Consider the following 23,246-nt stretch of genomic DNA (forward strand, 5'->3'; position numbering starts at 1 on the left):
GAACCGCTCAGGTTTCGACGTTACCGTCTTCTGGGCCCTCAGTGAGCCCCCTGGCGGCGAGTCGCACCGGAACGTGCCCTCTTGGGCAGCGCTCCGGTGCGTCACATCTCGTCAGGAAGCAACCGCCTGAGCACGCTTCTTCCGCGACGGGATGATGTCGTCGATCAGACCATACGCCTTCGCCTCGTCCGCGTTGAGAATTTTGTCGCGTTCGATGTCCTTGCGGACCTCAGCGGCGGCCTTGCCGGAGTGCTTCGCCACGATCTCCTCGAGGAGATCGCGCATGCGAAGAATCTCGCGGGCCTGGATCTCGATGTCGCTTCCCTGGCCGCCGCCCTCGGTGGAGGGCTGGTGGATCAGGACCCGGGCGTTGGGCAGCGCGAACCGCTTGCCCGGGGTGCCGCCGGCCAGCAGCACGGCCGCGGCGGAGGCGGCCTGGCCAAGGCAGACGGTCTGGATCTCCGGCCGGACGAACTGCATCGTGTCGTAGATCGCCGTCATGGCCGTGAAGGAGCCACCCGGCGAGTTGATGTAGATGCTGATGTCACGGTCGGGGTCGAGCGACTCCAGCGTCAGCAACTGGGCCATGACGTCGTTGGCCGACGCGTCGTCGATCTGCACTCCGAGGAAGATGATGCGGTCCTCGAAGAGCTTGTTGTACGGGTTCATCTCCTTCACGCCATAGGACGTGCGCTCGACGAAGGAGGGGAGAACGTAGCGGCTTTCGATGTTCACTTCAGCTCCCCCTAGGAGACGGGGCCCTGCGAGGGCACCTGCCGCGCGCTGCGCACGACGTGGTCGATGAAGCCGTAGTCCTTGGCCTCGTCGGCCGTGAACCAGCGGTCGCGGTCGGAATCCGCCTCGATCTGCTCGAGCGGCTGCCCCGTGTGGAAGGCGATCCGCTCGGCCAAGGTCTTCTTCACGTAAAGCATCTGCTCGGCCTGGATGGCGATGTCGGCGGCGGTGCCGCCGATGCCGCCCGAGGGCTGGTGCATCATGACCCGCGCGTGCGGCAGGCCGTAACGCTTGCCCTTGGTGCCCGCGGTGAGCAGGAACTGCCCCATCGAGGCCGCCATGCCCATCACGACCGTGGACACGTCGTTGGGGACGTATTCCATCATGTCGTAGATCGCCATGCCGGCGCTCACCGAGCCACCCGGCGAGTTGATGTAGAGCGTGATGTCGCGGTCGGGGTCGTCGGCCGCAAGGAGCAACAACTCCGCGCAGATGCGGTTGGCGATCTCGTCGTTGACCTCCTGCCCGAGCACGATGATGCGCTCACGCAGCAGGCGCTGGTAGAGCTGGTCCTCAAGCCGGAAGGACGAGCCGTTCTCACGGCCTCGCGACTCAGGCTGATAGAAGGTCGGCGGGCTGGTCACAGCGTCACCTTCCGATGCGTCGTAATCGATTGGCTTTGCTTGTGACCTTAACGCGCGCCGCCCACAGGTCATGCCCGGTCCGCAGACTGTTCGCTTTCGGCGCAGGTGAGGGTCAGGCGCCCCCGGCGACCCAGCGGCGCTCCTCCACGCCGAGCTCAAGGTCCAACCTGCGCATCGTGTCGGCCCCGATCGTGCCCGCAGGACGCCCTCGGCCGGGCGCGCAGCGCGAGCGGGAGCGGGAGCACCAGGGTCGTCCGGGCGAGCCACAGACCGATCACCACGGCCGCCGGCGCCGGCGGCGGCCACAGCCGGTCGCACACCTCGCGGACGACGCCGGGGATCTGCAGGCCGAGCACCACGAACAGGATCGACCCCGGCAACCCGGAACACCTGGCCGGGCAGCCTGGATGCGGGCTGGAGCACGCCGCGGAAGCGGATGGCGAGCACGAACCCGGTCACGATCGCGGCCAGGCCACCACCAGGCCGTGCAGGATGCCGCAGCAGACGATGCGCAGCAGGTCCACGACGCCGTCGGCGACTGGCATCTCGCCGGCGACGACCGCGACGGCGACGGCGACGAGGGTGAGCGCCGCGCCGTCGTTGACCAGGCTCTCGCCTTCCAGGATGGTGACGAGGCGCCGGGGGTCGCCTACACGCTGGGGCACCGACGTGGCGGAGACGGCGTCGGTAGGACGTGCCACGGCCACGCCGAGTGCCAGGGCCGCCGCCCACGGGAGTCCGGGTACGGCGAGGCTCAGCGTGGCCATGACGCTCACGGCGGTCACCCAGGTGAGCCCGACTGCGAGGGCGAGGATCGGGCCGGCGTCCTGGCGGCTCTCGCGCGGAGCGCTCAGGAAGGCGGCGTGGCGGAGCAGCGGCGGCAGGAAGACGCCGAGCACCACGTCGGACGGCAGGTTGATCTGGTCCGTCGTCGGCATGAAGCTCGGCGCGGCGCCGAACGGCACGAGCGGCTCGGCGCCCGCACGTGCGGATGCCGCGCGAGCAGGCTCGAGACCGCGAGGACCAGACCCCCGGACATGATGACGATGAAGAGGTGGTCCGCCATGGCCGCCTCACGCCCAGAAAGGAACGAAACCCCCGATCCGCAATGGATCGGGGGTTTCGTAAAGAAAAAGAAAAACGGTCAGGCCTCGGGCTTGTCGCCGGCGGGCTTGTCGCCGGACTCCTCGGCCGGCTCCTCGACGACCTCCTCGCCGTTGAGCTCGGCGTAGATGGCCTTGAGGTCGACCTCGTTGCCCTCGCTGTCGACGACCTTGGCGGCGTCGCCGAGCACGGACTTGGCCTTGTCACGCACGATCTCGACCATGGCGAGCGTGAGCTGGTCGTTGTCGGCCAGGTGCTGGGCCAGCTGGTTGGGCTGGACGCCCATCTCCATGGCGCGGCGGACGACGAAGTTGGTCAGCTCCTGCTCGTCGACGCCGAGCTCCTCGGCCTTGACGATCTTGTCGAGGACGAAGCCGACCTTGATGGCCTTGGCGGCGCTGGTCTCGAACTCGGCGAAGCGCTCCTCCTCCGTCGTCTGGTAGAGACGGAAGAAGGCGTCGCGGCTCAGGCCGCTCTCGGCGATCTGGTGCTCCAGGTTGTGCTTGCGCGCGTCGATCTCGGTGTTGAGCGCGCTCTCGGGGAGCGGAATGTCGATCTTCTCGAGCAGCGTGTCGAGGGCCTTGTCGCGGGCCTGGACGACCTGGTCGATCAGCTTGTTGCGGCGGGACTGCTCGCGGATGCTGGCCTGGAGCTCCTCCAGCGTGTCGAACTCGCTGGCGAGCTGCGCGAACTCGTCGTCGAGCTCGGGCAGGACCTTCTCCTTGACCGACTTGACGTTGATGACCACGTCGGCCTCCTCGCCGGCGTTCTCACCACCGACGAGCTCGGTCCGGAAGCTCTTCTCCTCGCCCGCGGACATGCCGCGCAGGGCGTCGTCGAGGCCCTGGAGCACGGAGCCGGCGCCGACCTCGTAGGAGACCTCGTTGGCCTGCTGCTCCTCGATGTTCTTGCCGTCGATCTCGGCACGCAGGTCCATGACGACGAAGTCGCCGTCGGCGGCCGGGCGCTCCACGCCCGTCAGCGTGGCGAAGCGCTGGCGCAGCGCGTCGAGCTGCTTGTCGACGTCGGCGTCGGACACCTCGGCGGAGTCGACCGTGATCTCGGCGCCCTGGTAGTCGGGAACGTCGAAGTTGGGCCTGATGTCGACCTCGGCGGTGAACTCGATCTGCTCACCGTCGTCGATCTTGGTGACCTCGATGTCGGGCTGGCTGACCGGGAACACGTCGACCTCGTCGACGGCCTGGCCGTAGAGCTTGGGCACCGCGTCGTTGAGGGTCTCCTCCAGCACCACAGCCCGGCCGAAGCGCTGCTCGATGATGCGGGCCGGGACCTTGCCAGGGCGGAACCCGGGGACGCGCACCTGCTGCGCGACCTTCTTGTACGCCGCATCCATGCTCGGGCGCAGCTCGTCGAACGGCACCTCGACAGTGAGCTTCACCCGAGTCGGGCTGAGCTCCTCGACAGCGGTCTTCACGGGGTGGTCTCCTTGATCATGCTTCGAGTGATCGCGGGCGCGTCCATTCGGTACGGCTCACGCGCCGCGCCCACATGAGCGGCGCTGGGGCATGCTCCGCCGCGGCGGGATCCGAGCGCCGATGGCCAGTCTAGGGCAGATGCATACCCGACAGCGACGCCACGACGCTCAGAACTCGTCGGCGATGGCGCGCAGCAACTCGACCGTCTCGTCCGGGGTGGTGCTCACGGCGCACAGCCGTTCCATCACCACGGTGTATTTGTCCACGTCCTCACGTTTGTCCAGGTAAAGGGCACTGGCAAGCTGCTCGACGTACACCACGTCCGGCAGCTCGCGGTCGGGGAAACGCAGGATGCTGAAGGCGCCGCCCTCGGCGCTGTGGCCGCCGAAGCTGAACGGCATGATCTGGATCGTGATGTTCGGCTGGCGCATCAGGTCGGCGAGATGCTCCAGTTGGGCGCGCATCACCTCGGCGCCGCCGATGGGACGCCGCAGCGCCGCCTCGTCGATGACGGCCCAGAAGAAGGGGCCGTCGGGCCGGTCGAGGACCCGCTGGCGCTCCAGGCGCAGGTCGACCCTGCGGGCGATCTCGTCGGAGGAGATGCCGGCCGACCCGGCGGTGACGACCGCGCGGGCGTACTCCTTGGTCTGCAGCAGTCCGGGCACGAACTGCACCTCGTACGTCCTGATGCGCGCCGCGGCCTCCTCCAGGCCCACGTACGCCTGGAACCACGTCGGCAGGACGTCGTTGAACCGATGCCACCAGCCGGGCTCGTTGGCCTTGCCCACCAGGGCGATGACGGCCTCGCGCGCCTGTTCGTCGACGACTCCGTAGAGCGTCAGCAGGTCGGAGACGTCGCGCTCCTTGAAGCCGACGCGGCCGAGCTCCATACGGCTGATCTTGGACTCCGACCCCCTGATGAGGTGGCCCGCCTCCTCGCGGGTGACGCCCTTCGCCTCCCTGAGCCGGCGCAGTTGGGAGCCCAGGAGAATGCGCAGCGCCGTAGGGCCGGAACCCGGCTGGTTCTGCGTCACTCTTCCTCCTATCGCGGTCCGCACACACAGTGACACCAGACCGACGTGTATGACAAGGTCTCAACCACGTGTCCGAAACGGATAGCCCGGCCGGTACCAATCCTGTGGGTGCACATTGCAGGTGCACGTGCATTTGGGTCTTGCAGCAGCACGGAGTCGTGTCCCATGATGGTCTAGTGCATTTTGGCCATACATGCACCAAATCGACGGCTGCAGGAGGTATCGGCGGGATGGTGGAGGACCCCTTGGCCACTGCCGACTGCCTGCAGATCACCCGCGAGGTGGGCTTCGACCACCTGCTGACGGCCGACAAGCCGTACACCACCTCCTATCCCCTGCCCTTCCAGGCCGACTCGGTCAAGACGGCACGGGACGTCACCCGCTCGACGCTGGCCGACTGGGGCCTGACGGAGCTGGGCGACGACGCGGCCCTGGTGGTCTCCGAGCTGGTGACGAACGCGGTCCGGTACGCGATGTACGCCGGCGGCCGACGGGGCATCAAGCTGCTGCTGATGCGGGTGGCCCCGCACGTGCTGCTGGCCGTGGCCGACCCGAGCGACGAGATGCCGACCCCCAAGGAGCCCGACTTCGTCTCCGAGAACGGGCGCGGCCTGTACATCGTCGAGACGTACAGCCAGCGCTGGGGCTGGGACCCGCTGGACAGCGGCGGCAAGGCCGTCTGGGCCCTCTTCCACGCCGGACCGTGACCGCGGGGCACGGCACGCCCACGGACAGGTCCAAGGCCTCTCCTCTGTCACGTCCTCTGTCATGCCGCCACAGGCGTGGGAGTTAGTCCATCTCGTCGCCCCCCTTCCACGTCCACATCGGGACGTCGCGCAGCGGGTGCAGCTCCCCGTCGGTGGCGGCGCGGGAGTTCTGCTGGGCCACCCGCGAGCCGAACTCCAGGTGCTCGCGCACCGCCTCGCGAAACGGCTCGTCGCCGGGCAGCCCCGCCTCGTCGAGGGACTCCATGTACAGCTCGACGAAACGCTCGCGCTGCTCGTCGGTGATGTCGAGATGGCGGTGCACCCGGATGACGTGGTCGAAACCCACCTCGCGGGTGAAACGGTCGGGGCCGCCGAAGGACTCGGCCGTGAACCAGGTCAGGTGATCGACGTGGGTGGCGCGACGCTCCGTGAACAACTGGCCGAGCAGGGGATCCTCGAGGACCTTCGTGTAGAGGATCTCCTCGAGCCGGTGTAACGCCTCGTCGCCGCCTGCGTGCGCGTACAGACTGGTCATGCCCTCACGGTCATGGACGATCGCGGGGATGTCCAGGTCGGGTTCGCGGCGCGTGGGCAGCGGCGGGAAGGCGAAACCCCCGGACCCGGAGGTTCGAGGGTTTCCGATGTCCTGAGACATCACACAGTCGGGGCGACAGGATTTGAACCTGCGACTTCTTGCTCCCAAAGCAAGCGCGCTGCCAAGCTGCGCCACGCCCCGTCTCGCCGGGTGCGCACGCGCTCCGCAACTCCGGTACGCTTACGCCCTGACGACGGATGAAGTCTAGACCAGTCTTCGACCGGTTCGTGCGGACGTAGCTCAATGGTAGAGCCCTAGTCTTCCAAACTAGCTACGCGGGTTCGATTCCCGTCGTCCGCTCTCACAGCGAAAGGCCAGGTCAACCCGTATGGGTGACCTGGCCTTCGTGATCTTCGCCCGAGTCGTCCGATCTTCGTGTCCGCTGGGGCTCGATCGTTCTCGGCGCAGGCTCCGCGGGATGGACGCCTCGCCGTAGCAAGGGTGACGCAGGCATCGTGTCGGCAGGCCGCTGCGGGGGGCGGCCTGCCTCGTGGCGTGGCGGGCCCCGGTCGTCCCCAAGGCGACGGCCTCGGCCCCGGGAAGCGGTGGTCGCCCGCCGTCACCGCGCTGCGTCGAGCCGGGTGCGCCTTCGGTCATCGTGCGAACGCCCGGGATCGGGCGGGCAGTAGGCTCGGGGGCGATGCGTGTACGACCGATCTCGCCCGAGGCCCTGGTGCGGGAGCTGGCCGAGCGGATCGACGCCCGGCCGCGTACGGGACGGGTGCGGGTGGCTGTGGACGGCGCGCCGCCCAGCCGGCCCGGGTGGCTGGCCGACGAGTTGGTGGGGCCGTTGAAGCTGCGCGGCCGCCCCGTCGTGCGGGTGTCCGCCGCCGACTTCCTGCGGCCGGCCTCGCTGCGGCTGGAGTACGGCCGGACGGATCCCGAGGCGTTCTACGACTGGCTCGATGTCGGCGGCCTGCGCAGGGAAGTCCTCGACCCCCTGGGACCCGGCGGCTCGGGCCGGGTGCTGCCGGCGCTGTGGGACAGTGTGGCCGACCGGGCCTACCGCCTGCCGTACCGGTCGCTGCCCGAGGGCGGGGTGCTGCTGCTGGACGGGACGCTGCTGCTGGGCAGGGGCCTGCCGTTCGACATGAGCGTCCACCTGTGGCTGTCGGAGGCGGCGCTGGCGCGCGGGACCGGCGAGGAGGAGCGGTGGCGGTTGCCCGCGTACGCGCGCTACGAGCGCGAGGCGCGGCCGGGACAGAGCGCCGACGTCGTCGTGCGCGCCGACCGCCCAGGACACCCGGCGCTCCAGGTGAGCGGTTGACGGCGGCGGGCTTGGAACGCGCCAATCACGCGCGCAGACTGGTGCAATGACGCTTCCCAGCCACTGGTACAACATCGTCCCCGATCTGCCCGTCCCGCCTCCGCCGCCACTCCACCCCGGCACGCGGCAGCCCGTGGGGCCCGAGGACCTGGCGCCGCTCTTCCCGATGGAGCTGATCGGGCAGGAGGTGAGCACCGAGCGGTTCGTCGCGATCCCGCAGGAGGTGCTCGACGTCTATCGGATGTGGCGGCCGACGCCGCTGCTGCGCGCCCGCCGGCTGGAGCGGGCGCTCGGCACCCCCGCCAGGATCTACTACAAGTACGAGGGCGGCTCCCCCGCCGGGTCGCACAAGCCCAACACCGCCGTCCCGCAGGCGTTCTACAACGCACGCGACGGCGTGCGCAAGCTGACCACCGAGACCGGCGCCGGGCAGTGGGGCAGCGCGCTGGCCTTCGCGTGCGCGCAGTTCGGCCTGGACTGCGAGATCTGGATGGTCCGGGCCTCCTATGACCAGAAGCCCTACCGCCGCTCGCTCATGCGGGTCTACGGCGCGACCGTGCACGCCAGCCCGTCACCGGTGACGGCCGCGGGCAGCAAGGTGCTCGCCGACGATCCCGGCTCCACCGGCAGCCTCGGCATCGCCATCAGCGAGGCGGTCGAGATGGCCGCCGCCGGCTCCGACGTGCGATACGCGCTCGGCTCGGTGCTCAACCACGTGCTGCTGCACCAGACGGTGATCGGCGAGGAGGCGCTCCGGCAGTTGACGGAGGTGCCCGACGTGATCATCGGGTGCACCGGGGGCGGGTCCAACTTCGGCGGCCTCGTCTTCCCGTTCCTGCGGGAGAAGCTGGCGGGGCGGATCGACCCGGTGATCCGCGCGGTCGAGCCCGCGGCGTGCCCGACGTTCACCAGGGGCGTCTACGCCTACGACTTCGGCGACACCGCCGGGCTGACGCCGCTGCTGAAGATGCACACACTCGGCCACGACTTCGTGCCCGACCCGATCCACGCGGGCGGCCTGCGCTACCACGGCATGTCGCCGCTGCTGTCACACATGTACGAGCTGGGCATGTTCGAGGCGGTCAGCAAGTCGCAGTCGGAGTGCTTCGAGGCGGGGGTGCGGTTCGCCCGTACCGAGGGCATCCTGCCCGCACCCGAGCCGACGCACGCGCTGGCCGAGACCATCGCCGAGGCACTGCGCTGCAAGGAGACGGGCGAGCCGAAGGTGATCCTGACCGCGCTGTGCGGCCACGGCCACTTCGACCTGGCCGCCTACGACCGCTATCTGTCGGGCGCGATGGAGGACTTCGCGCTGCCGCAGGAGCGCATCGACGAGGCCCTGACGACCCTGCCCGGCTGACGCCGGCGAGCGCGACAGCGCCCGTGGCGGACGGCCCGTCGTGGACGCCCGTCGTGGACGCCCGTGGTGGGCAGTCCCAGATGGACACCCGTGGTGGGCGGGAGGAGGCCGCCGCGGGCGCCCGCGCGGTCAGCGCGCCGTGGGGCGCTTGCCGTGGTTGGCCTTCTTCTTCTTGCGGGCCTTGCCTTTGCGCGCGCGCTTTGCCATGGCATCTCCCTCACCGGTCGGGTTCCACATGCCTCCCCAAGGTCTCTCGTCTCCGGTCGTGACACAAGCGACACCCCGTATCTAACATTCCCCAACATTTGCATGTCATAATTTGGTGGAATCTGTTGGGAGGAGCGGGGACGTGCTGGCACAGCAGCGGCAGCAGGCGATCCTCGAGCGCGTCCGCAGCAACGGCGGCGTGCGGGTGGCCGACCTCGTGCGGGAGCTCGGGGTCTCCGACATGACGATCCGCCGCGATCTCGAGGTCCTCGCAGAGCGGGGCCTGCTCGCCAAGGTGCACGGCGGCGCCACGGCCCTCGGCCCCGGGTCCACGGAGGAGCCGGGCTTCACCGCCAAGTCGGCCCGCCAGCAGCCCGAGAAGGAGGCCATCGCGCGGCGCGCCGCGCGGCTCGTCGAGCCCGGCACCGCTGTGGCGCTGTCGGCCGGCACCACCACCTGGGCGCTCGCCCACCACCTGGTCGGCGTGCCCGAGCTGACGGTGATCACCAATTCGGTGCCCGTCGCCGATGTCTTCCACCGCAACCCGCGGGCCGACCGCACGGTGGTGCTCACCGGTGGCGTGCGCACCCCGTCCGACGCGCTCGTGGGCCCCGTCGCGGTCGCCGCGATCCGGCGCCTGCACGTGGACACCCTGTTCCTCGGGGTGCACGGGATGAGCGTGCGGGCCGGGTTCACCACGCCCAACCTGCTGGAGTCGGAGACCGACCGGGAACTGGTTGGCGCGGCGCGGCGGTTGGTGGTCCCGGCCGACCACACGAAATGGAACACCGTCGGCATCAGCACGATCGCCGAACTCACCGAGGCGGACGTGGTCGTGAGCGACGCGGGACTGCCCGAGGACGCACGTTTGGAGCTGGCCGAACGGGCCGGCGAACTGATCATCGCGGAAGGGTCGCCGTGAAGCGCACCATCACCCATCTGGCCGACGGCCGGGAGCTCATCTACTTCGACCGCCGGGACGACGCCGACCGCGGCGCGATCGACCGCCGGCCGCTCGATCCCCGGCCGGTGGCCTCGGAGCTGCGCTACGACCCGCTGACCGAGGAGTGGATCGCGATCGCCGGGCACCGGCAGACGCGCACGTTCATGCCGCCGGCCGACGAGTGCCCGCTGTGCCCGTCGACCGACACGCGTCTGTCGGAGATCCCCGCGCACGAGTACGACGTGGTGGTGTTCGAGAACCGCTTCCCCTCCTTCTCCGGCAACCTCGGGACCTACGCCGAGGCGGGCGGGCTGAGCGAGGTGCGTCCGGGCGTGGGGCGGTGCGAGGTGGTGTGCTTCACCTCCGACCACTCCTCGTCGTTCTCGCGCCTGAGCGACGACCAGGTCGAGCTGGTCATGGAGGCCTGGGCCGACCGTACGGCGGAGCTGTCCGCGATCGACGGCGTGGAGCAGGTCTTCTGCTTCGAGAACCGCGGCGAGGAGATCGGCATCACGCTGACCCACCCGCACGGGCAGATCTACGCCTACCCCTACGTGACGCCGCGGACCAAACTCCAGCTGGGCGCCGCCGCCCGCTACGCCGCCGCGCACGACGGCCGCAACCTGTTCGCCGACGTGCTGGCGGCCGAGCGTGCGGGGGCGCGGGTGGTGGCGGCCAACGAGCTGTGGACGGCCTTCGTGCCCGCAGCGGCGCGCTGGCCGTTCGAGGTGCATCTCTACCCGCACCGGCAGGTGCCCGACCTCGCGGCGCTGTCGGAGGCCGAACGGGCCGCGTTCGCCCCGCTCTACACCTCGGTGCTGCGGGCGTTCGACGGCCTGTTCGGCGTCGTCATGCCGTACATCGCGGCCTGGCACCAGGCACCGGTGCGCGAGCAGCGTGACCTGGGCTATCTTCACCTGGAGCTGTTCAGCATCAGGCGCGCGCCCGGCAAGCTCAAGTATCTGGCCGGCTCGGAGTCGGCGATGGGCGCGTTCGTCAACGACGTGCTGCCGGAGGAGGCGGCACGCATGCTTCGATCACAGGTAGATCACTAATTGGTTGCTACTTGGGCTCGCGTGACCATCGATTTACTGTTAATGTCCCTTTCGCACCGGCCGGAACGGCCGGTGCACCAAAGCCTAATCTCGGGCGCGTCGCCCGCGAGCCGGGGACCCAAGCACCTGGGGTGAATCCACGCCTGTGGTAGGGAAGCTACTCCCTCCCGAACCCGTCAGCTAACCCGGTCGGCAAGAGGGAGAGGAAAACCTACGTGGCGGCTGCGTCCCCCGCGCGTCTTGCCATCGGTCTCACCATCGCCGCTGTCGTGGCCTCCAGCCCGGCGGCCCCCGCGCTGGCCAAGCCCAAGCCAGACGAGACCAAGCTCCGCTCGGAACTGAAGCAACTCAACTCCAAGGTCGACGGCCTCATCAAGAAGTACAACCTCAAGCGGGTCGAGCTGGCCAAGGCCCAGCAGGCCGCCAAGGTCGCCCAGAAGCGGCTCACCACCGCCGAGAAGGCCCTGGCGGAGGCCGAGAAGAAGGTCGTCGAGATCGCGCAGTTGCGCTACCAGAGCGGCGACCAGTCGTTGCCGACGTTCCTGCTCCCGGTCACCGGTGCGGGCGCCGCGGTGCTGGAGCAGCTCTTGGCCGAGCAGCAGGCGGTGGTCGACGGTTTCGCCGCCGTCCGCGACGAGAAGAAGAAGGCCGCCGAGGAGGCCGCCGCCCTCGCCGCCAAGATCCGCACCGACACGACGACCGTGGCCGGGCAGCGCGAAGAGGCCGAGGACGTCATCGTCGACATCGAGGACAAGCTCGAGGACCTCATCCCCGTCAGCACCGGCCGCCGCTCGAACGGGACCTGGGCACCGCAGCTGCCGTCCGGCTCCGACAACATCACGGCCCGCACGCGGGCGATGCGTGAGCTGATCAAGCGGAACTTCGCGTTGCCGTTCACGGTCGGCTGTTTCCGCTCGGGTTCGAGCGGCGAGCATCCGCTGGGCCGGGCCTGCGACTTCATGATGAGCACGGGCGGCAGCATGCCGTCGGCCGGCAACCAGGCGCTGGGCGACCGCGTCGCCGCGTGGGCCGTGGAGAACAAGGCGAAGCTCGGGGTCAAGTACGTGATCTGGAAGCAGCGCATCAACCACGGCTCGGGCTGGAGCCCCATGGCCAATCGGGGCAGCATCACCGAGAACCACTTCGACCACGTGCACATCTCGATGTACTGAAGGGGCGAATAGCATCCGATGAGCTATTCGCTGCCTTGACGAAGGCGTTTGAGCTGGTCATGAGGTCGTCCTGCGCGTTGATGCGCGGCCGTCCGCCTGCCACTTCCCACCTTGCTGCCCTCCAGTCCCACGAACGCCGCCATGGTGTCCTGGCAGAGGGCAGCCTCGAAGGCCGGCAGAACGCAGACCAAGCCGCGCAGATCGGGCGCGAAGAGTTCGAGGCTGTCTGCGCCGCAGCCGGACGTCATGTCGCCGGCAGGACCGACGTCGCATTCTCCGACAGTCGGATGGAATCATCGAAGCTCAGCATCTGCCCTGGTCGAGAGCTGATGAGGATGGACGACGTGACGAGAGTGGCTGAGACGCTGCTTGATGCTTACGAGAGCCAATTGCGGGCTCTGGTGCCGCTGGAGTTACCGTGGGGAGCTGTCGTCGAGCGGGATGGACCACTGGTACGAACCCACTACGGCACCCACGCAACCGTCCACCATGCCGCTCTCCGCGACGACCTGGCGGGATTGATCCGACGGCAGCAGGAGCTCTTCGCGGCACGCTGTGAGCCGGTCGAGTGGAAGGTCTACTCTCACGACGCCCCACTGCTCGGCGAATCGCTGCGAGCCGCAGGCTTCGTCCCGGGGCCGGAGCGCACTCTTCTGATGGCCGACATCGCGAAGGTCCCGTCACCCGAAGACCTCCCGCCGGGCATGCGCATACGGCCCCATCTCCCCGGGGAACGTGAGCGGCTGCGCCGTAGGGCCGCGGTCGTGCCCGAGCAGCGACGGCCGCTCTCGGAGTTGGAGGCCGACGGGACAGCCCCGCGGGACAGGATCGGAGATGGAGATCCTGCTGCTGGAGTATGACGGGCGAATCCTGGACGCCGTCTGGATCGAACGCGTGGGCGGCACCGACTTCGCAGCCATTGGCGGAATCACCGGCCCCCGCCGCGAACTGCTCCAAGCCGCGGCCGCCTGGGCGGAATGGCGCGGTGTCCGGCAGGTGTTCCGACACCGTACGCCGCGACATCTCGTCGCGGAGGCACCTGGCTCGCTGGTCCCTGCCTACGCTGCGACGGGCTTCCATGCGATCGCCCAGGTGAGCACCTACCGCTGGGCGCCCGCCGGTGAGCCGGCACGGGACCGTCCCGCAAAGCAGCTCCTGTCAGACCCCGAGCACGACAAGATCTGGAAGCGGTTCGAGACCCGGTTCGAGGTGACCTACGAGACCGCCGCTCGGGGGATCACCGAACCTCCAGCTTCCGCTACCTGGCATCTCGACGCCGTCGAACATCCGGACGATCCGCTGCTGGCCGAGGTGGAGACGATCATCGAGCGCGGACTACGCGCCAGCGCGCGGCCCGGCGACCGGCTCTACCGCCTCAAGTGGTACGTCAGTGGCTCTCGCATAGACCCGACCCGCGTCGGCGGACCAGGGCAGCCACGCTGGACCAGTTACGCCTACCTCGTCGATGAACACGTCATCCAAGTCACCGAAGACCTCCGGATGGGGACGTTCGGCAACTGGTGGGAAGCCTCCTTGTGCGTCTTCGGCCAGGAGCTCCTCACGCACGTGGACGAGGAACTCACCGAGCTTCTCGGCACCGTCCTGCGACGCGGCGGGCGCCCGGTCGGCAACGTGTGGAGCTTCGGTCCCTGACAACATGCCGCCCGGTGGGTGCAGCCGGACCGAGCCCGATCCTGATGGCTGCCATCCACCCTCTGGAAAGACTCTCCGCCACTGAATGGTCCACTCGCCGCCCTGCGGAGCTTGAGATGTCAGCCGGCGACCTCGCGTAGCGCGCCGGGGTGGCGGCCGGTGAGCTGGTCGAGTGCGGCAGACGCGGCTTCGTCGGCGGGGAGATGGACCAGCAGGCGCTGCTCGTCGGCGTCGGGGAGCTCCAGCGTCTCGAAGGCCAGCCGCAGCTCGCCTGCCGCGGGATGGTTCCACCGCTCGACTCCGGTGCGCCGGGCAGGCCGGGCTGGGCCCGCATCCGGTCCGTGAACAGCGCCCCGCCGGTGACGGCCGGCTCGCGGGCGAACTCGGCGATGAGCGGGCCGGCGCACGGGAGGACTCCAGCTTGAGCATGGCGATCTGCTGATCGGCGGCCTGATCCCAGTCCAGGAACGCAATCGGGCTCGGGGATCGGTAGACACGCGGGCGGGCTGTGTGCTCGGGCAGAGGAACGACAGCGCGCCGCCGGTCGCCCTGGTGAGCAGGCCCAGGTGCAGCCGTTCGTCGGCGGACAGGCGCAGCGCGTCGGCGAGGACGGCGAGCACTTGCGTGGTGGGCTGGCGGTCGCGGCCCTGTTCGAGCCGGGTCAGGCTCAGCGTGGCCCTGCCGGTGCCATCCTCAGCCCGGCCTTCCTGGGCCTCGTCCGTCTGGCCAGAGTTGTGGACATGACTTCTGAGACGACGAGCTCCGCGATCCCCACCGCCGTCATCGCCGGGAGCGCCCGTCCGCGCGGTGGGGACCGGAGCGTCACTTGCCGGGTCGGGGAGGTGATCGCCTGATCCCGGGCGCTCAGTCCGGGTGACCCGCCCCGCAGGCCACGCTTGCGGCAGCAACTCCACCACGCCATCCCGGAGATGTACAGATCGCGATGGCTCCCAGTCTCCTCCCTCCCCTCCACACTTCTCCCGGAGAGATCCATGTTCATCGCCTACGTCGTCGTCGCCGCCCTGATGGCACTGCTCCTGCTGGCTTCCGGGAGTCTTCTGCTGGCCAAGGAGAAGGGGGTGACGACAACCATGACCGAACTCGGGGTGCCGCTGAGCTGGTTCCCGCTCCTGGCCGTCTTGAAGATCGCCGGCGCGCTCGGGCTGCTGGCCGGGATCTTCTACCGTCCTCTCGGCATCGCGGCCGCGGCCGGCGTCGTGCTCTACTTCGTCGGCGCGGTGATCACGCACCTACGGGCCAAAGACGTCAAGGGAACCGTGATACCCACAGTGCTGGTCGGGGTGTCGACCGCCCCGCTGCTGCTCGCCATCGCCTCCATGTGATGGTGCGGCGCCATTCACACACCCTGAAGGACTCTCCGCCACCACGTCCTGTTGCCGGACACCCTCTCGTGCCTGACGCGAGGGGGTGTTCTGCGTGAGAGGGGTGGCGCTGGAGGGTGTCCGTCGACGCCCGCGTCAGCCCGCTCCCCGCGCGGGATCCCGTATCGTGCTCTTCCCGGAAACCGTCGCCGCCGAGGCTCCGAAGGAAGGCCGCATGGAGATCTGGATCAACCCCGACTGCTCCAAGTGCCGTTCGGCGCTGTCCGTCCTGGACGCGGAGAGCGCCGACTACACGGTCCGCCGCTACCTCGACGATCCGCCCGGTGAGCAGGAGCTCCGCGACGTGCTGGCCAGGCTGGGGCTCGAGCCGTGGGACATCACCCGTACGGGTGAGCCCGTCGCCGGCGACCTGGGCCTTTCCGGCTGGCCCCGCACTCCCGAGAGCCGTGAGCGCTGGATCGGGGCGCTGGCCGCCCATCCGGTTCTCATCCAGCGCCCGATCATCACCGCCGACGACGGGCAGGCCGTCGTCGGCCGGAGCGAGGACGCGGTCCGGTCGCTGCTCCCACGCCGGTAGGCGCCCTGCCGCGTGTGGTGGCGGGGGGTACGCCCCCGGCCGTCACGCCCGCCCGGCCGTCGCGCCCCGGTGGGCGTCAGGGCAGGCGGGCGGCCAGGGACTTGGGGGCGATCACGCGGTAGGCGTCCGCGACGATCTCGGTGATCTCAGCCCAGTCCACCTCGACGTCCAGGTAGACGCCGAGCCAGCCGCGATGCCCCACGTACGGCGGGCGGAAGAAGCGGTCCGGGTCCTCGGCCACCAGCTCAGCCTGGACCCCGGGCGGGGCGGCGCACCAGAAGGCCAGCCGGTCGTCGTGGTGGTGGTCGGCGAACATGACGAACACCTTCTTGTCCCTGACGAACCAGGTCGGCTCACCGTGGCTGAGCCGTTCGGTCGTCTCGGGGAGGGCCAGGCAGATCCCGCGCAGCGCGTCGAGAGGGTCGTCCATGGTTCAGGACCCTACGCGAGCGACCCGTCAGCCGGTGAGCCTCAGCGGGTTGAACAGGTCGGCGTACAGCAACAACCCGGCCATGATGATCATCATGATGGCCAGCGCGTACGTCACCGGCAGCACCTTGGCGATGTCGACGTGGGCGGGCTCGGGACGACGCAGGACCTTGGCGTATCCCCGCTTGATGCCCTCCCAGAGGCCGCCGGCGATGTGACCGCCGTCGAGCGGCAGCAGCGGGATGAGGTTGAACATGCCGATGGCCAGGTTGAACCCGGCCAGCAGGTTGACGAAGATGGCGATCTTCTTCTCGGCGGAGAGGTCGGAGGCGAGGATCTCGCCGCCCATGCGGCCCGCGCCCACCACGCCCACCGGGCCCTCGGGGTCGCGGTCGGCGCCCGAGAAGGCGGCGTTCCAGACGCCGACCATCTTCTCCGGCAGCCGGACCAGCGACATGGCCACCCGGCCGGTCAGCTCGCCCATGTAGCCGACCACCTGGCCCATGCTCTGCTTCTGCATGACCTCCGTCGGCATGACGCCGAGGAAGCCGACGTTCTCGGTCCGCTTCGGGTCGTCGAGCCGCGGCCGGTCCTGCGCGATGAGGGTGGCCTGCAGCGTCATGGGCTTGCCGTCGCGGACGATGCCGATCTGCACCGGCCCGGCGCCGTGGGAACGGATCAGCCGGGTGGCGTCGTCCCAGGTCGCGATCTTCTGGCCGCCGAACGAGACGAGCCGGTCGCCGGGCTTCAGCCCGGCGTTGGCCGCCGGCGTCGGCTGGTCGCCGGGCCGGCAGTCGGCGCGCTTCTCGGTGACCGGGATCACGCACGTGTTGGTCTGCGGGGAGACGATCGGGGCGCTCGCGGGCAGACCGATGCCGACCAGCAGGATCGAGAAGAACACGAACGCCAGCACGAAGTTCATCAGCGGGCCACCGGCCATCACGATGACCTTCTGCCACCACTTCTTGCGGTAGAAAACGCGGTCCTCGTCGCCCGGCCGCACCTCTTCGAGCGCGGCCTGCCGGGCGGAGTCGATGAGCCCCTGGAACGGGCCGGTCGAGGAGCCGCGCAGCTTCGTCGGGTCGTCGCCCGGGCGTGGCGGCAGCATGCCGATCATGCGGATGTAGCCGCCGAGCGGGATCCACTTGATGCCGTATTCGGTCTCGCCGCGGCGGAAGGACCACGCGGTGGGGCCGAAGCCCACCATGTACTGCGGCACGCGGATGCCGAAGCGCTTGGCCGGCACCAGGTGACCCAGCTCGTGCAGCGCGATGGAGGCCATCAATCCGATGAAGAAGATGCCGATCCCCGCGACGTACAGCCAGTCCATGTAGGCGTGCTCCAGGTAGGCGGAAAAGGTCCCGACAGCCCTCAAGACTAGTCGAACTCTCCCCACCTGAACGGCTTGCGCCCGCTTTGCGGAATCGACAGACTGCGTTGACAGTACGCGATCATACGATCACCCTGGGGCATGAGGGAAGGGAACGCCTTGATCCGGATCCTGGTCGCCGAGCACCTGCCGCTCGTCCGGCGGGGCCTCGTGGCCTCCCTCGACGCGGAGCCCGACCTGCGTGTCGTCGGCGAGGTGGGGCATGCCGACGACCTCGTCAGCGCGGCGCTGACCTGCGGCGCCGACACCGCGGTCGTCGATCTCGACCTGCCCGGCGCGGGCGGGGTGCCGGCGGTGTCACGGCTGCGCGAGCAGGCGCCGGCCTGCCGGGCGCTGATCCTGTCGGCGCAGCCCACCCCCGGGCAGGTGCGCCGGGCGCTGGCAGCGCACGCGCTCGGCTTCATGAGCCTCGACGTGGCGCCGGAGCAGCTCGCCGACGGCCTGCGCCGGGTGGCCGCGGGCCGCCGCGCGGTCGACGCCGAGCTGGCGGTCGCCGCCCTGCAGGCGGCGGTCAACCCGCTGACGCGGCGCGAGCTCGACGTGTTGCGCATCGCGGCCGGGGGCGCCCGGTCGGCGGAGATCGCCGACCAGCTCTTCCTGTCGGTCGGCACCGTGCGCAACCACCTGTCGCGCATCATGTGCAAGACCGGGGCGCGCAACCGCATCGACGCCGTCCGCATCGCCAGCGACTCCGGCTGGCTGTGACCGGCCGCCTTTGACCGGCCGCCTTTGACTGGCCGCCTTTGACTGGCCGGCTGTGATTGGCCGGCTGTGATTGGCCGGCCGGACGGGGCCTCGACAGCCGTACGAGCCGGGCCCCGGAAGGAGCCGCGCCGCCTCTTCCGGGGCTCGGGTCATGGGCGAGCACCATGAGCATCCCAGCGGCCGGAGGGGCGGGCCAGTGACGTCGCGCACCATTCGGGGGTGAGCGGCACACGCCCTGACCCGTGACGAACGACACGGGTCAGGGGCGCCAGACGAGCACCAGCGCGCAGTCGTCGTTGTGGCCGGAGGCCATCGCGTTGACCAGGGCCCGCGCCCCGTCGCGGAACCCCGACGGCAGCAGCCGCTCCGCCTCGCCGAGCAGCCGGTCGAGCCCGGCGTCGATGTCGCGGCCCGGCTGCTCGATCAGCCCGTCGGTGTAGAGGAGCAGCGCGTCGCCCTTGCGCAGGGTGCCGCGCTCGGGCTCGCAGTGCAGGTCGGGCACGACGCCGAGGACGACGCCCTTGGCGGAGGCGACCTGCCAGCTCCCGGTGCCCGCGTCGAACTTCACCACGGGCGGGTGACCGGCCGAGGTGATCGTGTAGTCGCCGGTCGCCAGGTCGAGCCGGACGTGCACGGCGGTGACGAACCCCTCGTCGCCGCGCTGGCGGTGCAGGTAGGCGTTGCAGGCCGGCAGGAAGTCGTCGACGGAGCCGAGCAGCCCGCCGAACGTGCCCGACAGCAGCAACGCCCTCGTGCCGGCGTCGACGCCCTTGCCGGAGACGTCGACCAGGGCGACGTCCATCCGGTCGCCGTCGCGCAGTGACACCAGGAAGTCGCCGCCGAAGGAGGAGCCGCCCGCCTGCTTGAGCACCACCTTGGCGCCCCAGTCCTTGGGCAGCGGGGGCAGCTCGCCCTGGTTCTTCAGCCGGTCGCGCAGCTCCAGCAGCATGGCGTCGCCGCGCAGCCCCTGCACGCCGAGCTTGCCCCGGGTGCGCGCCATGAGGAACGCCAGCACGGTGGTGAACCCGATCGTCACCATGAGCCCGACACCGATGCCCCGGGGCCCCAGGGTGAAGGCGACGTAGCCGAGCGCGACGGCGACCGCCGTGAGCAGCTTGGCCAGGCTGGTCAGCCGGAGCTGGAGGCCGCCCACGAGCGTGATGAGGATGAGCAGGGAGGGCGAGAACCACTCGGTGGACACCCGCGCGGCGAGCGCGCCGACCAGAAGGGTGACTATGATCAGTGTCACCGTGAGGTTGCGGTCGCTGGCCAGGAGCCCCCTGCGCAGCAGCCGCACGGCGGGCACCAGCAGCGGCACTCGCACGAGGAACGCGCGGAGCCGTGGCGGGATCGGCGGCGCCGGACGGGAAGTCATGATGCGCCGACTGTATCGGTCTGGCCCGCGTTTGGGCATCCCACTTGACCAACGCCTTGATCATTAAGGACGGATATTCGGTGGCCGTCCCTCTTTGCCCTCTCCTACCGTGGACGGATGACGTATCCCATCCGCCCGATCCGTGAGGCAGAGTGGCCCGCCTTCGCCGGGGTGCTCGAAGAGGGCTTCGGCATGACCCCCCACCCGTCCCAGGACGCGCGGTGGAAGGCGGGCACGGAGTTCGACCGCACGCTCGCGGCGTTCGACGGCGACACGATCGCGGGTGTCACCTCCGTCTTCAGCCTCTCCATGACGGTGCCCGGCGGGGCGCTGCCGGTCGCGGGCGTGACGGCGGTCAGCGTGCTGCCGTCGCACCGCAGGCGCGGCATCCTGTCCTCGCTGATGCGCAGGCAGCTCGCCGACGTGCGCGAGCGCGGCGAGAGCGTCGCCGCCCTGTACGCCTCCGAGGCCGTGATCTACGGCCGGTACGGGTACGGCAGGGCGTCGGCGAACCTGTCGTTCCGCATGCGGACCCAGGGCACGGAGTTCGTGGCGGGCGCCCCGCACGACCCGTCGCTGCGGCTGCGCGTGGTCAAGCCCGCCGAGGCTCGCGGCGACTACGAGCAGGTCTTCGCCGCCGTCGCGGGCCTGCGGCCGGGGCGCTACCTGCGCAAGGCGTCGTTCTGGGACGACGTGCTGGCCGACGGCGAGGCCGACCAGCAGGGGGCGGGCGCGCTGCGTTCGGTCGTCGCCGAGGACGACGGGGGCGTGCGCGGCTACGCGTTGTTCCGGATCAAGCCGTCCTGGGACGCCAACGGGGTGCCTGACGGAGAGCTGAGCCTGCGCGAGCTGGAGGCCGTCGATCCCGCCGCGTACGCGTTGCTGTGGCGCAGCGTGCTCGACCGCGACCTGGTGTCACAGGTGCACGCGGTGAGCAGGCCGGTGGACGACCCGATCGTGGCGCTGCTGGCCGACCCGCGCCAGTTGCGCGCCGGCTGGTACGACGAGCTGTGGGTCCGTCTGGTCGAGGTGGACCGGGCGCTGGCCGCCCGCGCCTACTCGGCGCCCGTGGACGTGGTGATCGGGGTCGAGGACGCGGTGTGCCCGTGGAACGCCCGCCGGTGGCGGCTCAGCGCCGACGCGACGGGTGCCGAGTGCAAGCCGGTGGACGACGAGCCCGACGTGTCGCTGCCGGTCACCGCCCTCGGCTCGGCCTACCTGGGCGACGGCCTGCTGGCGGCCCAGCTCGGCGCGGGGCTGGTGCGCGAGCACACTCCGGGCACGGTCCGGTCGCTGGCCGCGGCCATGGCCTGGGACCCCAAGCCGTGGGCCGGGCTGACGTTCTGAACCGGGCTGACGTTGTCACCCGGGCTGACATCTCGCCTGGCTGACGCTCTGCCCCGGCCGGCGTCCCAGCCGGGGCGGCGTTCCGGCCGGGCCTGCGTTCCGGCGGCCGGGCCCACGGATCTCCTGTGGGCCCGCGCGTCCGGACGTAGGCTCTCAGGCATGGCGTTGCAGAGTTTGCAGATCACGGCGATCACCGCGATGCGGGCGCGCGACGTGTCGAGGCCGTCGAAGGAGCAGCAGGAGGCCGCCGACAGGCGGCCGCTGCGCGACGAGATGCCACGGCGCGAGCCCAGGCGCCGCCCCTCCTGACCGGGGCGGTCGGCACCGGGCCTATCCGGGCAGCGAGGGGAGCTGGCCGATCGTCTCGTAGGCCGCGACCTGGGCGATGCGCCGGCTGTGCCGCTCGGCCCCGGAGAACGCCGTGGCCAGGAAGACCTCGACGAACCTCGTCGCGTCCTCGGTGGAGTGCATCCGGGCGCCGACGCTGACCACGTTGGCGTTGTTGTGCTCGCGGGCGAGCCGGGCGGTCTCCTCGCTCCAGGCCAGGGCGGCGCGGATGCCGCGCACCTTGTTGGCGGCGATCTGCTCGCCGTTGCCGGAGCCGCCGATGACCACGCCCAGGCTGCCGGGGTCGCCGGCGACGCCCTCGGCCGCGCGCAGGCAGAACGCCGGATAGTCGTCCTCGGCGTCGTAGACGAAGGGACCGCAGTCGGTCACCTCGTGGCCGTGGTCCTTCAGCCAGGACACCAGGTGGTTCTTCAGCTCATGGCCGGCATGGTCGGCACCGATGTAGACACGCACGTGGCTCAGTCTTCCACAGCCCGGCGCCGAGGGTTCGGAGGCGGGCGCGCGCTCGCTACAGTAAGGACTCCTGACCACGGCCAGTCCTTACGGGAGTAGAAGCTGCCATGCGAGAGATCCGTGCGATCGGCGACCCGGTCCTGCGCACCCCCGCCGAGCCCGTCGAGGGGTTCGACAAGGAACTGCGCCGCCTCATCGACGAGATGTTCGAGGCCATGTACGCGGTGAACGGCGTGGGCCTGGCCGGCCCGCAGATCGGCGTCTCGCGGCGGCTGTTCGTCTACGACATCAGCGGGCGCAAGGGGCACATGGTCAATCCGGTGCTGACCGTGGACGACCCCGAGGAGATCCTGGACGAGGAGGGCTGCCTGTCGGTGCCCGACCGGGAGACCGGCCGGCCCCAGTACGCGCCCGTCGCCCGCGCGGCCGGCGTGACCGTCGAGGGCCTCGACCGGCTCGGCCGACCCCTGCGGGTCAGGGCGCGCGGCTCGCTGGCGCGCTGCTTCCAGCACGAGACCGACCACCTCGACGGCAAGCTCTACCTCGACCGGCTGCCCAAGAACGAGGCTCGCAAGATCATGCTCAAGGCGTAGATTGATCGCATGAGCGTGCTTTCCGGCAAGGGCGCACTGGTCACGGGTGGCTCCCGAGGCATCGGCAGGGCCGTCGTCGAACGACTGGTCGCGGACGGGGCCGACGTGGCGTTCAGCTACCGCGCCGACGCCGAACGGGCCGGGCGGGTGGCCGAGGAGACGGGCGCGCTGCCCGTACGGGCCGACCAGGCGCGCAAGGAGGACCTGGAGCGGCTGTTCGGCGAGGCCGAGAAGCGGCTGCCCGGCATCGACATCGTCGTCATGAACGCGGCGGAGGTCGGCAGGGGTCTCATCGCCGAGGCGTCCGAGGAGACCTACGAGCAGGTGTTCGCGGTCAACGCGCGGGCGATGTTCCTGGCCGTCCGCTGGGCCGCCGGGGTGATGCGCGACGGCGGCCGGATCATCAACGTCTCCACCCTCAACACCGCGATCGCCGCTCCCGGCGTCGGCCTGTACGCGGCCAGCAAGGCCGCGGCCGAGCAGTTCGTCAAGGTGGCGGCGCGGGAGCTGGGCGGGCGCGGCATCACCGCCAACACCGTCTCGCCCGGCGCGACGGACACCGACATGCTGCACGCCGGCAACTCGCCGGAGGCGCTGGCGCAGGTGCCGGCCTTCACGGCGCTGGGCCGGATCGGGCGACCGGACGACATCGCGTCCGTGATCGCGTTCCTGGCCGGGCCGGACGGGCGCTGGATCACCGGCCAGAACATCCTCGCCACCGGCGGCATGATCCTCTGATCCGGCCCGAGCCGGGGCCTGTCCGAACACAGATAC

General features: G+C 70.2%; 28 protein-coding genes, 2 tRNA genes, 1 pseudogene and 1 riboswitch. Of the genes and pseudogenes, 17 read left to right on the top strand and 14 right to left on the bottom strand.

Going from position 1 to position 23,246, the window contains the following annotated elements; all coding sequences use genetic code 11:
- Positions 1–111 precede the first annotated feature (111 nt).
- The 6 genes from FHU36_RS30790 to FHU36_RS30815 form a co-directional block, all read right to left on the bottom strand.
- Complete coding sequence (locus tag FHU36_RS30790) at positions 112–735, bottom strand: ATP-dependent Clp protease proteolytic subunit (RefSeq protein WP_185087249.1); 624 nt, start codon at positions 733–735, stop codon at positions 112–114.
- 11 nt (positions 736–746) lie between these two features.
- Complete coding sequence (locus tag FHU36_RS30795; protein ID WP_101787333.1) at positions 747–1,379, bottom strand: ClpP family protease; 633 nt, start codon at positions 1,377–1,379, stop codon at positions 747–749.
- Between the two features lie 155 nt (positions 1,380–1,534).
- A complete protein-coding gene (locus FHU36_RS30800; RefSeq protein ID WP_185087250.1) occupies positions 1,535–1,759 on the bottom strand; it encodes a hypothetical protein in 225 nt (74 codons plus the stop codon).
- Between the two features lie 75 nt (positions 1,760–1,834).
- Positions 1,835–2,344 carry a cation:proton antiporter domain-containing protein gene (locus FHU36_RS30805; protein WP_185087251.1) on the bottom strand — a complete coding sequence of 170 codons (510 nt, stop codon included), beginning with the start codon at positions 2,342–2,344 and terminating at the stop codon, positions 1,835–1,837.
- A 179-nt stretch (positions 2,345–2,523) separates the two neighbouring features.
- Positions 2,524–3,918, bottom strand: a complete 1,395-nt coding sequence (gene tig, locus FHU36_RS30810) for a trigger factor (RefSeq protein WP_185087252.1) — start codon at positions 3,916–3,918, stop codon at positions 2,524–2,526.
- A gap of 168 nt (positions 3,919–4,086) precedes the next feature.
- Positions 4,087–4,953 carry a Sco1979 family transcriptional regulator gene (locus FHU36_RS30815; RefSeq protein ID WP_185087253.1) on the bottom strand — a complete coding sequence of 289 codons (867 nt, stop codon included), beginning with the start codon at positions 4,951–4,953 and terminating at the stop codon, positions 4,087–4,089.
- Between the two features lie 245 nt (positions 4,954–5,198).
- Here FHU36_RS30815 and FHU36_RS30820 point away from each other — a divergent pair, with 245 nt between their 5' ends.
- Positions 5,199–5,660 (top strand): ATP-binding protein, encoded by a 462-nt coding sequence (locus FHU36_RS30820; RefSeq protein WP_246502612.1) that lies wholly within the window; start codon positions 5,199–5,201, stop codon positions 5,658–5,660.
- An 82-nt stretch (positions 5,661–5,742) separates the two neighbouring features.
- Here the strand turns inward: FHU36_RS30820 and FHU36_RS30825 are convergent, their stop codons facing one another.
- A complete protein-coding gene (locus FHU36_RS30825; RefSeq protein ID WP_185087255.1) occupies positions 5,743–6,195 on the bottom strand; it encodes a group II truncated hemoglobin in 453 nt (150 codons plus the stop codon).
- Positions 6,196–6,322: 127 nt separating this feature from the next.
- Positions 6,323–6,396, bottom strand: a tRNA-Pro gene (locus FHU36_RS30830).
- A gap of 88 nt (positions 6,397–6,484) precedes the next feature.
- Between FHU36_RS30830 and FHU36_RS30835 the strand changes: the two genes are divergently transcribed.
- The 3 genes and pseudogenes from FHU36_RS30835 to FHU36_RS30845 all read left to right on the top strand — a co-directional run.
- Positions 6,485–6,555: transfer RNA gene (locus FHU36_RS30835), tRNA-Gly, on the top strand.
- Between the two features lie 340 nt (positions 6,556–6,895).
- Positions 6,896–7,522, top strand: a complete 627-nt coding sequence (locus FHU36_RS30840; protein WP_185087256.1) for a nucleoside/nucleotide kinase family protein — start codon at positions 6,896–6,898, stop codon at positions 7,520–7,522.
- 40 nt (positions 7,523–7,562) lie between these two features.
- A pseudogene (locus FHU36_RS30845) lies at positions 7,563–8,882 on the top strand (TrpB-like pyridoxal phosphate-dependent enzyme); the annotation flags it as partial.
- 129 nt (positions 8,883–9,011) lie between these two features.
- Here the strand turns inward: FHU36_RS30845 and FHU36_RS46945 are convergent.
- Positions 9,012–9,089: a 50S ribosomal protein bL37 gene (locus FHU36_RS46945; RefSeq protein ID WP_371825749.1), complete on the bottom strand. Its 78-nt coding sequence runs from the start codon at positions 9,087–9,089 to the stop codon at positions 9,012–9,014.
- A gap of 142 nt (positions 9,090–9,231) precedes the next feature.
- Between FHU36_RS46945 and FHU36_RS30850 the strand changes: the two genes are divergently transcribed.
- The 5 genes from FHU36_RS30850 to FHU36_RS30870 all read left to right on the top strand — a co-directional run bounded on the left by FHU36_RS30850 (position 9,232) and on the right by FHU36_RS30870 (position 13,912).
- A complete protein-coding gene (locus FHU36_RS30850; RefSeq protein ID WP_185087258.1) occupies positions 9,232–10,011 on the top strand; it encodes a DeoR/GlpR family DNA-binding transcription regulator in 780 nt (259 codons plus the stop codon).
- On the top strand, positions 10,008–11,087 hold the full coding sequence (gene galT, locus FHU36_RS30855) for a galactose-1-phosphate uridylyltransferase (RefSeq protein ID WP_185087259.1): 1,080 nt from the start codon (positions 10,008–10,010) through the stop codon (positions 11,085–11,087). The genes FHU36_RS30850 and galT overlap by 4 nt, the downstream gene beginning before the upstream one ends.
- 71 nt (positions 11,088–11,158) lie before the next feature.
- Positions 11,159–11,297, top strand: a riboswitch (cyclic di-AMP (ydaO/yuaA leader).
- Between the two features lie 5 nt (positions 11,298–11,302).
- Positions 11,303–12,259 (top strand): coiled-coil domain-containing protein, encoded by a 957-nt coding sequence (locus tag FHU36_RS30860; protein ID WP_185087260.1) that lies wholly within the window; start codon positions 11,303–11,305, stop codon positions 12,257–12,259.
- A gap of 335 nt (positions 12,260–12,594) precedes the next feature.
- On the top strand, positions 12,595–13,119 hold the full coding sequence (locus tag FHU36_RS30865; protein ID WP_185087261.1) for a hypothetical protein: 525 nt from the start codon (positions 12,595–12,597) through the stop codon (positions 13,117–13,119).
- Positions 13,094–13,912, top strand: coding sequence for a DUF2716 domain-containing protein (locus tag FHU36_RS30870; RefSeq protein WP_185087262.1), 819 nt, complete (start codon positions 13,094–13,096; stop codon positions 13,910–13,912). The genes FHU36_RS30865 and FHU36_RS30870 overlap by 26 nt, the downstream gene beginning before the upstream one ends.
- A gap of 119 nt (positions 13,913–14,031) precedes the next feature.
- Here the strand turns inward: FHU36_RS30870 and FHU36_RS45035 are convergent, their stop codons facing one another.
- Positions 14,032–14,532: an MmyB family transcriptional regulator gene (locus FHU36_RS45035; RefSeq protein ID WP_185087263.1), complete on the bottom strand. Its 501-nt coding sequence runs from the start codon at positions 14,530–14,532 to the stop codon at positions 14,032–14,034.
- Here FHU36_RS45035 and FHU36_RS30880 point away from each other — a divergent pair.
- The 3 genes from FHU36_RS30880 (at position 14,479) to FHU36_RS30890 (ending at position 15,832) form a co-directional block, all read left to right on the top strand.
- Positions 14,479–14,766 carry a hypothetical protein gene (locus tag FHU36_RS30880; RefSeq protein ID WP_185087773.1) on the top strand — a complete coding sequence of 96 codons (288 nt, stop codon included), beginning with the start codon at positions 14,479–14,481 and terminating at the stop codon, positions 14,764–14,766. The genes FHU36_RS45035 and FHU36_RS30880 overlap by 54 nt on opposite strands.
- Before the next feature lie 138 nt (positions 14,767–14,904).
- On the top strand, positions 14,905–15,255 hold the full coding sequence (locus FHU36_RS30885; protein WP_185087264.1) for a DoxX family protein: 351 nt from the start codon (positions 14,905–14,907) through the stop codon (positions 15,253–15,255).
- A 214-nt stretch (positions 15,256–15,469) separates the two neighbouring features.
- Positions 15,470–15,832 (top strand): arsenate reductase family protein, encoded by a 363-nt coding sequence (locus FHU36_RS30890; RefSeq protein WP_185087265.1) that lies wholly within the window; start codon positions 15,470–15,472, stop codon positions 15,830–15,832.
- 76 nt (positions 15,833–15,908) lie between these two features.
- On the opposite strand, the gene FHU36_RS30895 is transcribed toward FHU36_RS30890, so the two are convergent.
- Together FHU36_RS30895 and FHU36_RS30900 are read right to left on the bottom strand one after the other, a co-directional pair.
- Positions 15,909–16,262, bottom strand: coding sequence for an MmcQ/YjbR family DNA-binding protein (locus tag FHU36_RS30895; RefSeq protein WP_185087266.1), 354 nt, complete (start codon positions 16,260–16,262; stop codon positions 15,909–15,911).
- 27 nt (positions 16,263–16,289) lie between these two features.
- Entirely contained in the window at positions 16,290–17,636 is a 1,347-nt protein-coding gene (locus FHU36_RS30900; RefSeq protein ID WP_312891929.1) for a M50 family metallopeptidase, read from the bottom strand.
- A 96-nt stretch (positions 17,637–17,732) separates the two neighbouring features.
- Here FHU36_RS30900 and FHU36_RS30905 point away from each other — a divergent pair, with 96 nt between their 5' ends.
- On the top strand, positions 17,733–18,356 hold the full coding sequence (locus FHU36_RS30905; protein ID WP_246502613.1) for a response regulator transcription factor: 624 nt from the start codon (positions 17,733–17,735) through the stop codon (positions 18,354–18,356).
- Positions 18,357–18,615: 259 nt separating this feature from the next.
- On the opposite strand, the gene FHU36_RS30910 is transcribed toward FHU36_RS30905, so the two are convergent.
- Positions 18,616–19,731: a PP2C family protein-serine/threonine phosphatase gene (locus FHU36_RS30910; protein ID WP_185087268.1), complete on the bottom strand. Its 1,116-nt coding sequence runs from the start codon at positions 19,729–19,731 to the stop codon at positions 18,616–18,618.
- 117 nt (positions 19,732–19,848) lie between these two features.
- On the opposite strand from FHU36_RS30910, the gene FHU36_RS30915 reads away from it, so the two are divergent.
- Together FHU36_RS30915 and FHU36_RS30920 are read left to right on the top strand one after the other, a co-directional pair.
- A complete protein-coding gene (locus FHU36_RS30915) occupies positions 19,849–21,078 on the top strand; it encodes a GNAT family N-acetyltransferase (RefSeq protein ID WP_185087269.1) in 1,230 nt (409 codons plus the stop codon).
- Between the two features lie 159 nt (positions 21,079–21,237).
- Positions 21,238–21,387 (top strand): hypothetical protein, encoded by a 150-nt coding sequence (locus FHU36_RS30920; protein WP_185087270.1) that lies wholly within the window; start codon positions 21,238–21,240, stop codon positions 21,385–21,387.
- A gap of 21 nt (positions 21,388–21,408) precedes the next feature.
- On the opposite strand, the gene FHU36_RS30925 is transcribed toward FHU36_RS30920, so the two are convergent.
- Positions 21,409–21,879 carry a ribose-5-phosphate isomerase gene (locus tag FHU36_RS30925; protein ID WP_185087271.1) on the bottom strand — a complete coding sequence of 157 codons (471 nt, stop codon included), beginning with the start codon at positions 21,877–21,879 and terminating at the stop codon, positions 21,409–21,411.
- 107 nt (positions 21,880–21,986) lie between these two features.
- On the opposite strand from FHU36_RS30925, the gene def reads away from it, so the two are divergent.
- Both def and FHU36_RS30935 read left to right on the top strand, forming a co-directional pair.
- Positions 21,987–22,472, top strand: coding sequence for a peptide deformylase (gene def, locus FHU36_RS30930; RefSeq protein WP_185087272.1), 486 nt, complete (start codon positions 21,987–21,989; stop codon positions 22,470–22,472).
- Between the two features lie 9 nt (positions 22,473–22,481).
- Positions 22,482–23,210, top strand: coding sequence for an SDR family oxidoreductase (locus FHU36_RS30935; RefSeq protein ID WP_185087273.1), 729 nt, complete (start codon positions 22,482–22,484; stop codon positions 23,208–23,210).
- The last annotated feature ends 36 nt before the right edge of the window (positions 23,211–23,246 follow it).

The sequence above is a fragment of the Nonomuraea muscovyensis genome (assembly GCF_014207745.1).
Classification (GTDB): Bacteria; Actinomycetota; Actinomycetes; order Streptosporangiales; family Streptosporangiaceae; genus Nonomuraea; species Nonomuraea muscovyensis.

Bases quoted from the DNA above. Each gene is read 5' to 3' on its own strand.
- FHU36_RS30825 (WP_185087255.1), bottom strand. From the start codon at position 6,195: ATGACCAGTCTGTACGCGCACGCAGGCGGCGACGAGGCGTTACACCGG.
- FHU36_RS30840 (WP_185087256.1), top strand. From the start codon at position 6,896: ATGCGTGTACGACCGATCTCGCCCGAGGCCCTGGTGCGGGAGCTGGCC.
- FHU36_RS46945 (WP_371825749.1), bottom strand. From the start codon at position 9,089: ATGGCAAAGCGCGCGCGCAAAGGCAAGGCCCGCAAGAAGAAGAAGGCC.
- FHU36_RS30865 (WP_185087261.1), top strand. From the start codon at position 12,595: ATGGACGACGTGACGAGAGTGGCTGAGACGCTGCTTGATGCTTACGAG.
- FHU36_RS30870 (WP_185087262.1), top strand. From the start codon at position 13,094: ATGGAGATCCTGCTGCTGGAGTATGACGGGCGAATCCTGGACGCCGTC.
- FHU36_RS30885 (WP_185087264.1), top strand. From the start codon at position 14,905: ATGTTCATCGCCTACGTCGTCGTCGCCGCCCTGATGGCACTGCTCCTG.
- FHU36_RS30890 (WP_185087265.1), top strand. From the start codon at position 15,470: ATGGAGATCTGGATCAACCCCGACTGCTCCAAGTGCCGTTCGGCGCTG.
- FHU36_RS30895 (WP_185087266.1), bottom strand. From the start codon at position 16,262: ATGGACGACCCTCTCGACGCGCTGCGCGGGATCTGCCTGGCCCTCCCC.
- FHU36_RS30905 (WP_246502613.1), top strand. From the start codon at position 17,733: ATGAGGGAAGGGAACGCCTTGATCCGGATCCTGGTCGCCGAGCACCTG.
- FHU36_RS30910 (WP_185087268.1), bottom strand. From the start codon at position 19,731: ATGACTTCCCGTCCGGCGCCGCCGATCCCGCCACGGCTCCGCGCGTTC.
- FHU36_RS30915 (WP_185087269.1), top strand. From the start codon at position 19,849: ATGACGTATCCCATCCGCCCGATCCGTGAGGCAGAGTGGCCCGCCTTC.
- FHU36_RS30920 (WP_185087270.1), top strand. From the start codon at position 21,238: ATGGCGTTGCAGAGTTTGCAGATCACGGCGATCACCGCGATGCGGGCG.
- def (WP_185087272.1), top strand. From the start codon at position 21,987: ATGCGAGAGATCCGTGCGATCGGCGACCCGGTCCTGCGCACCCCCGCC.
- FHU36_RS30935 (WP_185087273.1), top strand. From the start codon at position 22,482: ATGAGCGTGCTTTCCGGCAAGGGCGCACTGGTCACGGGTGGCTCCCGA.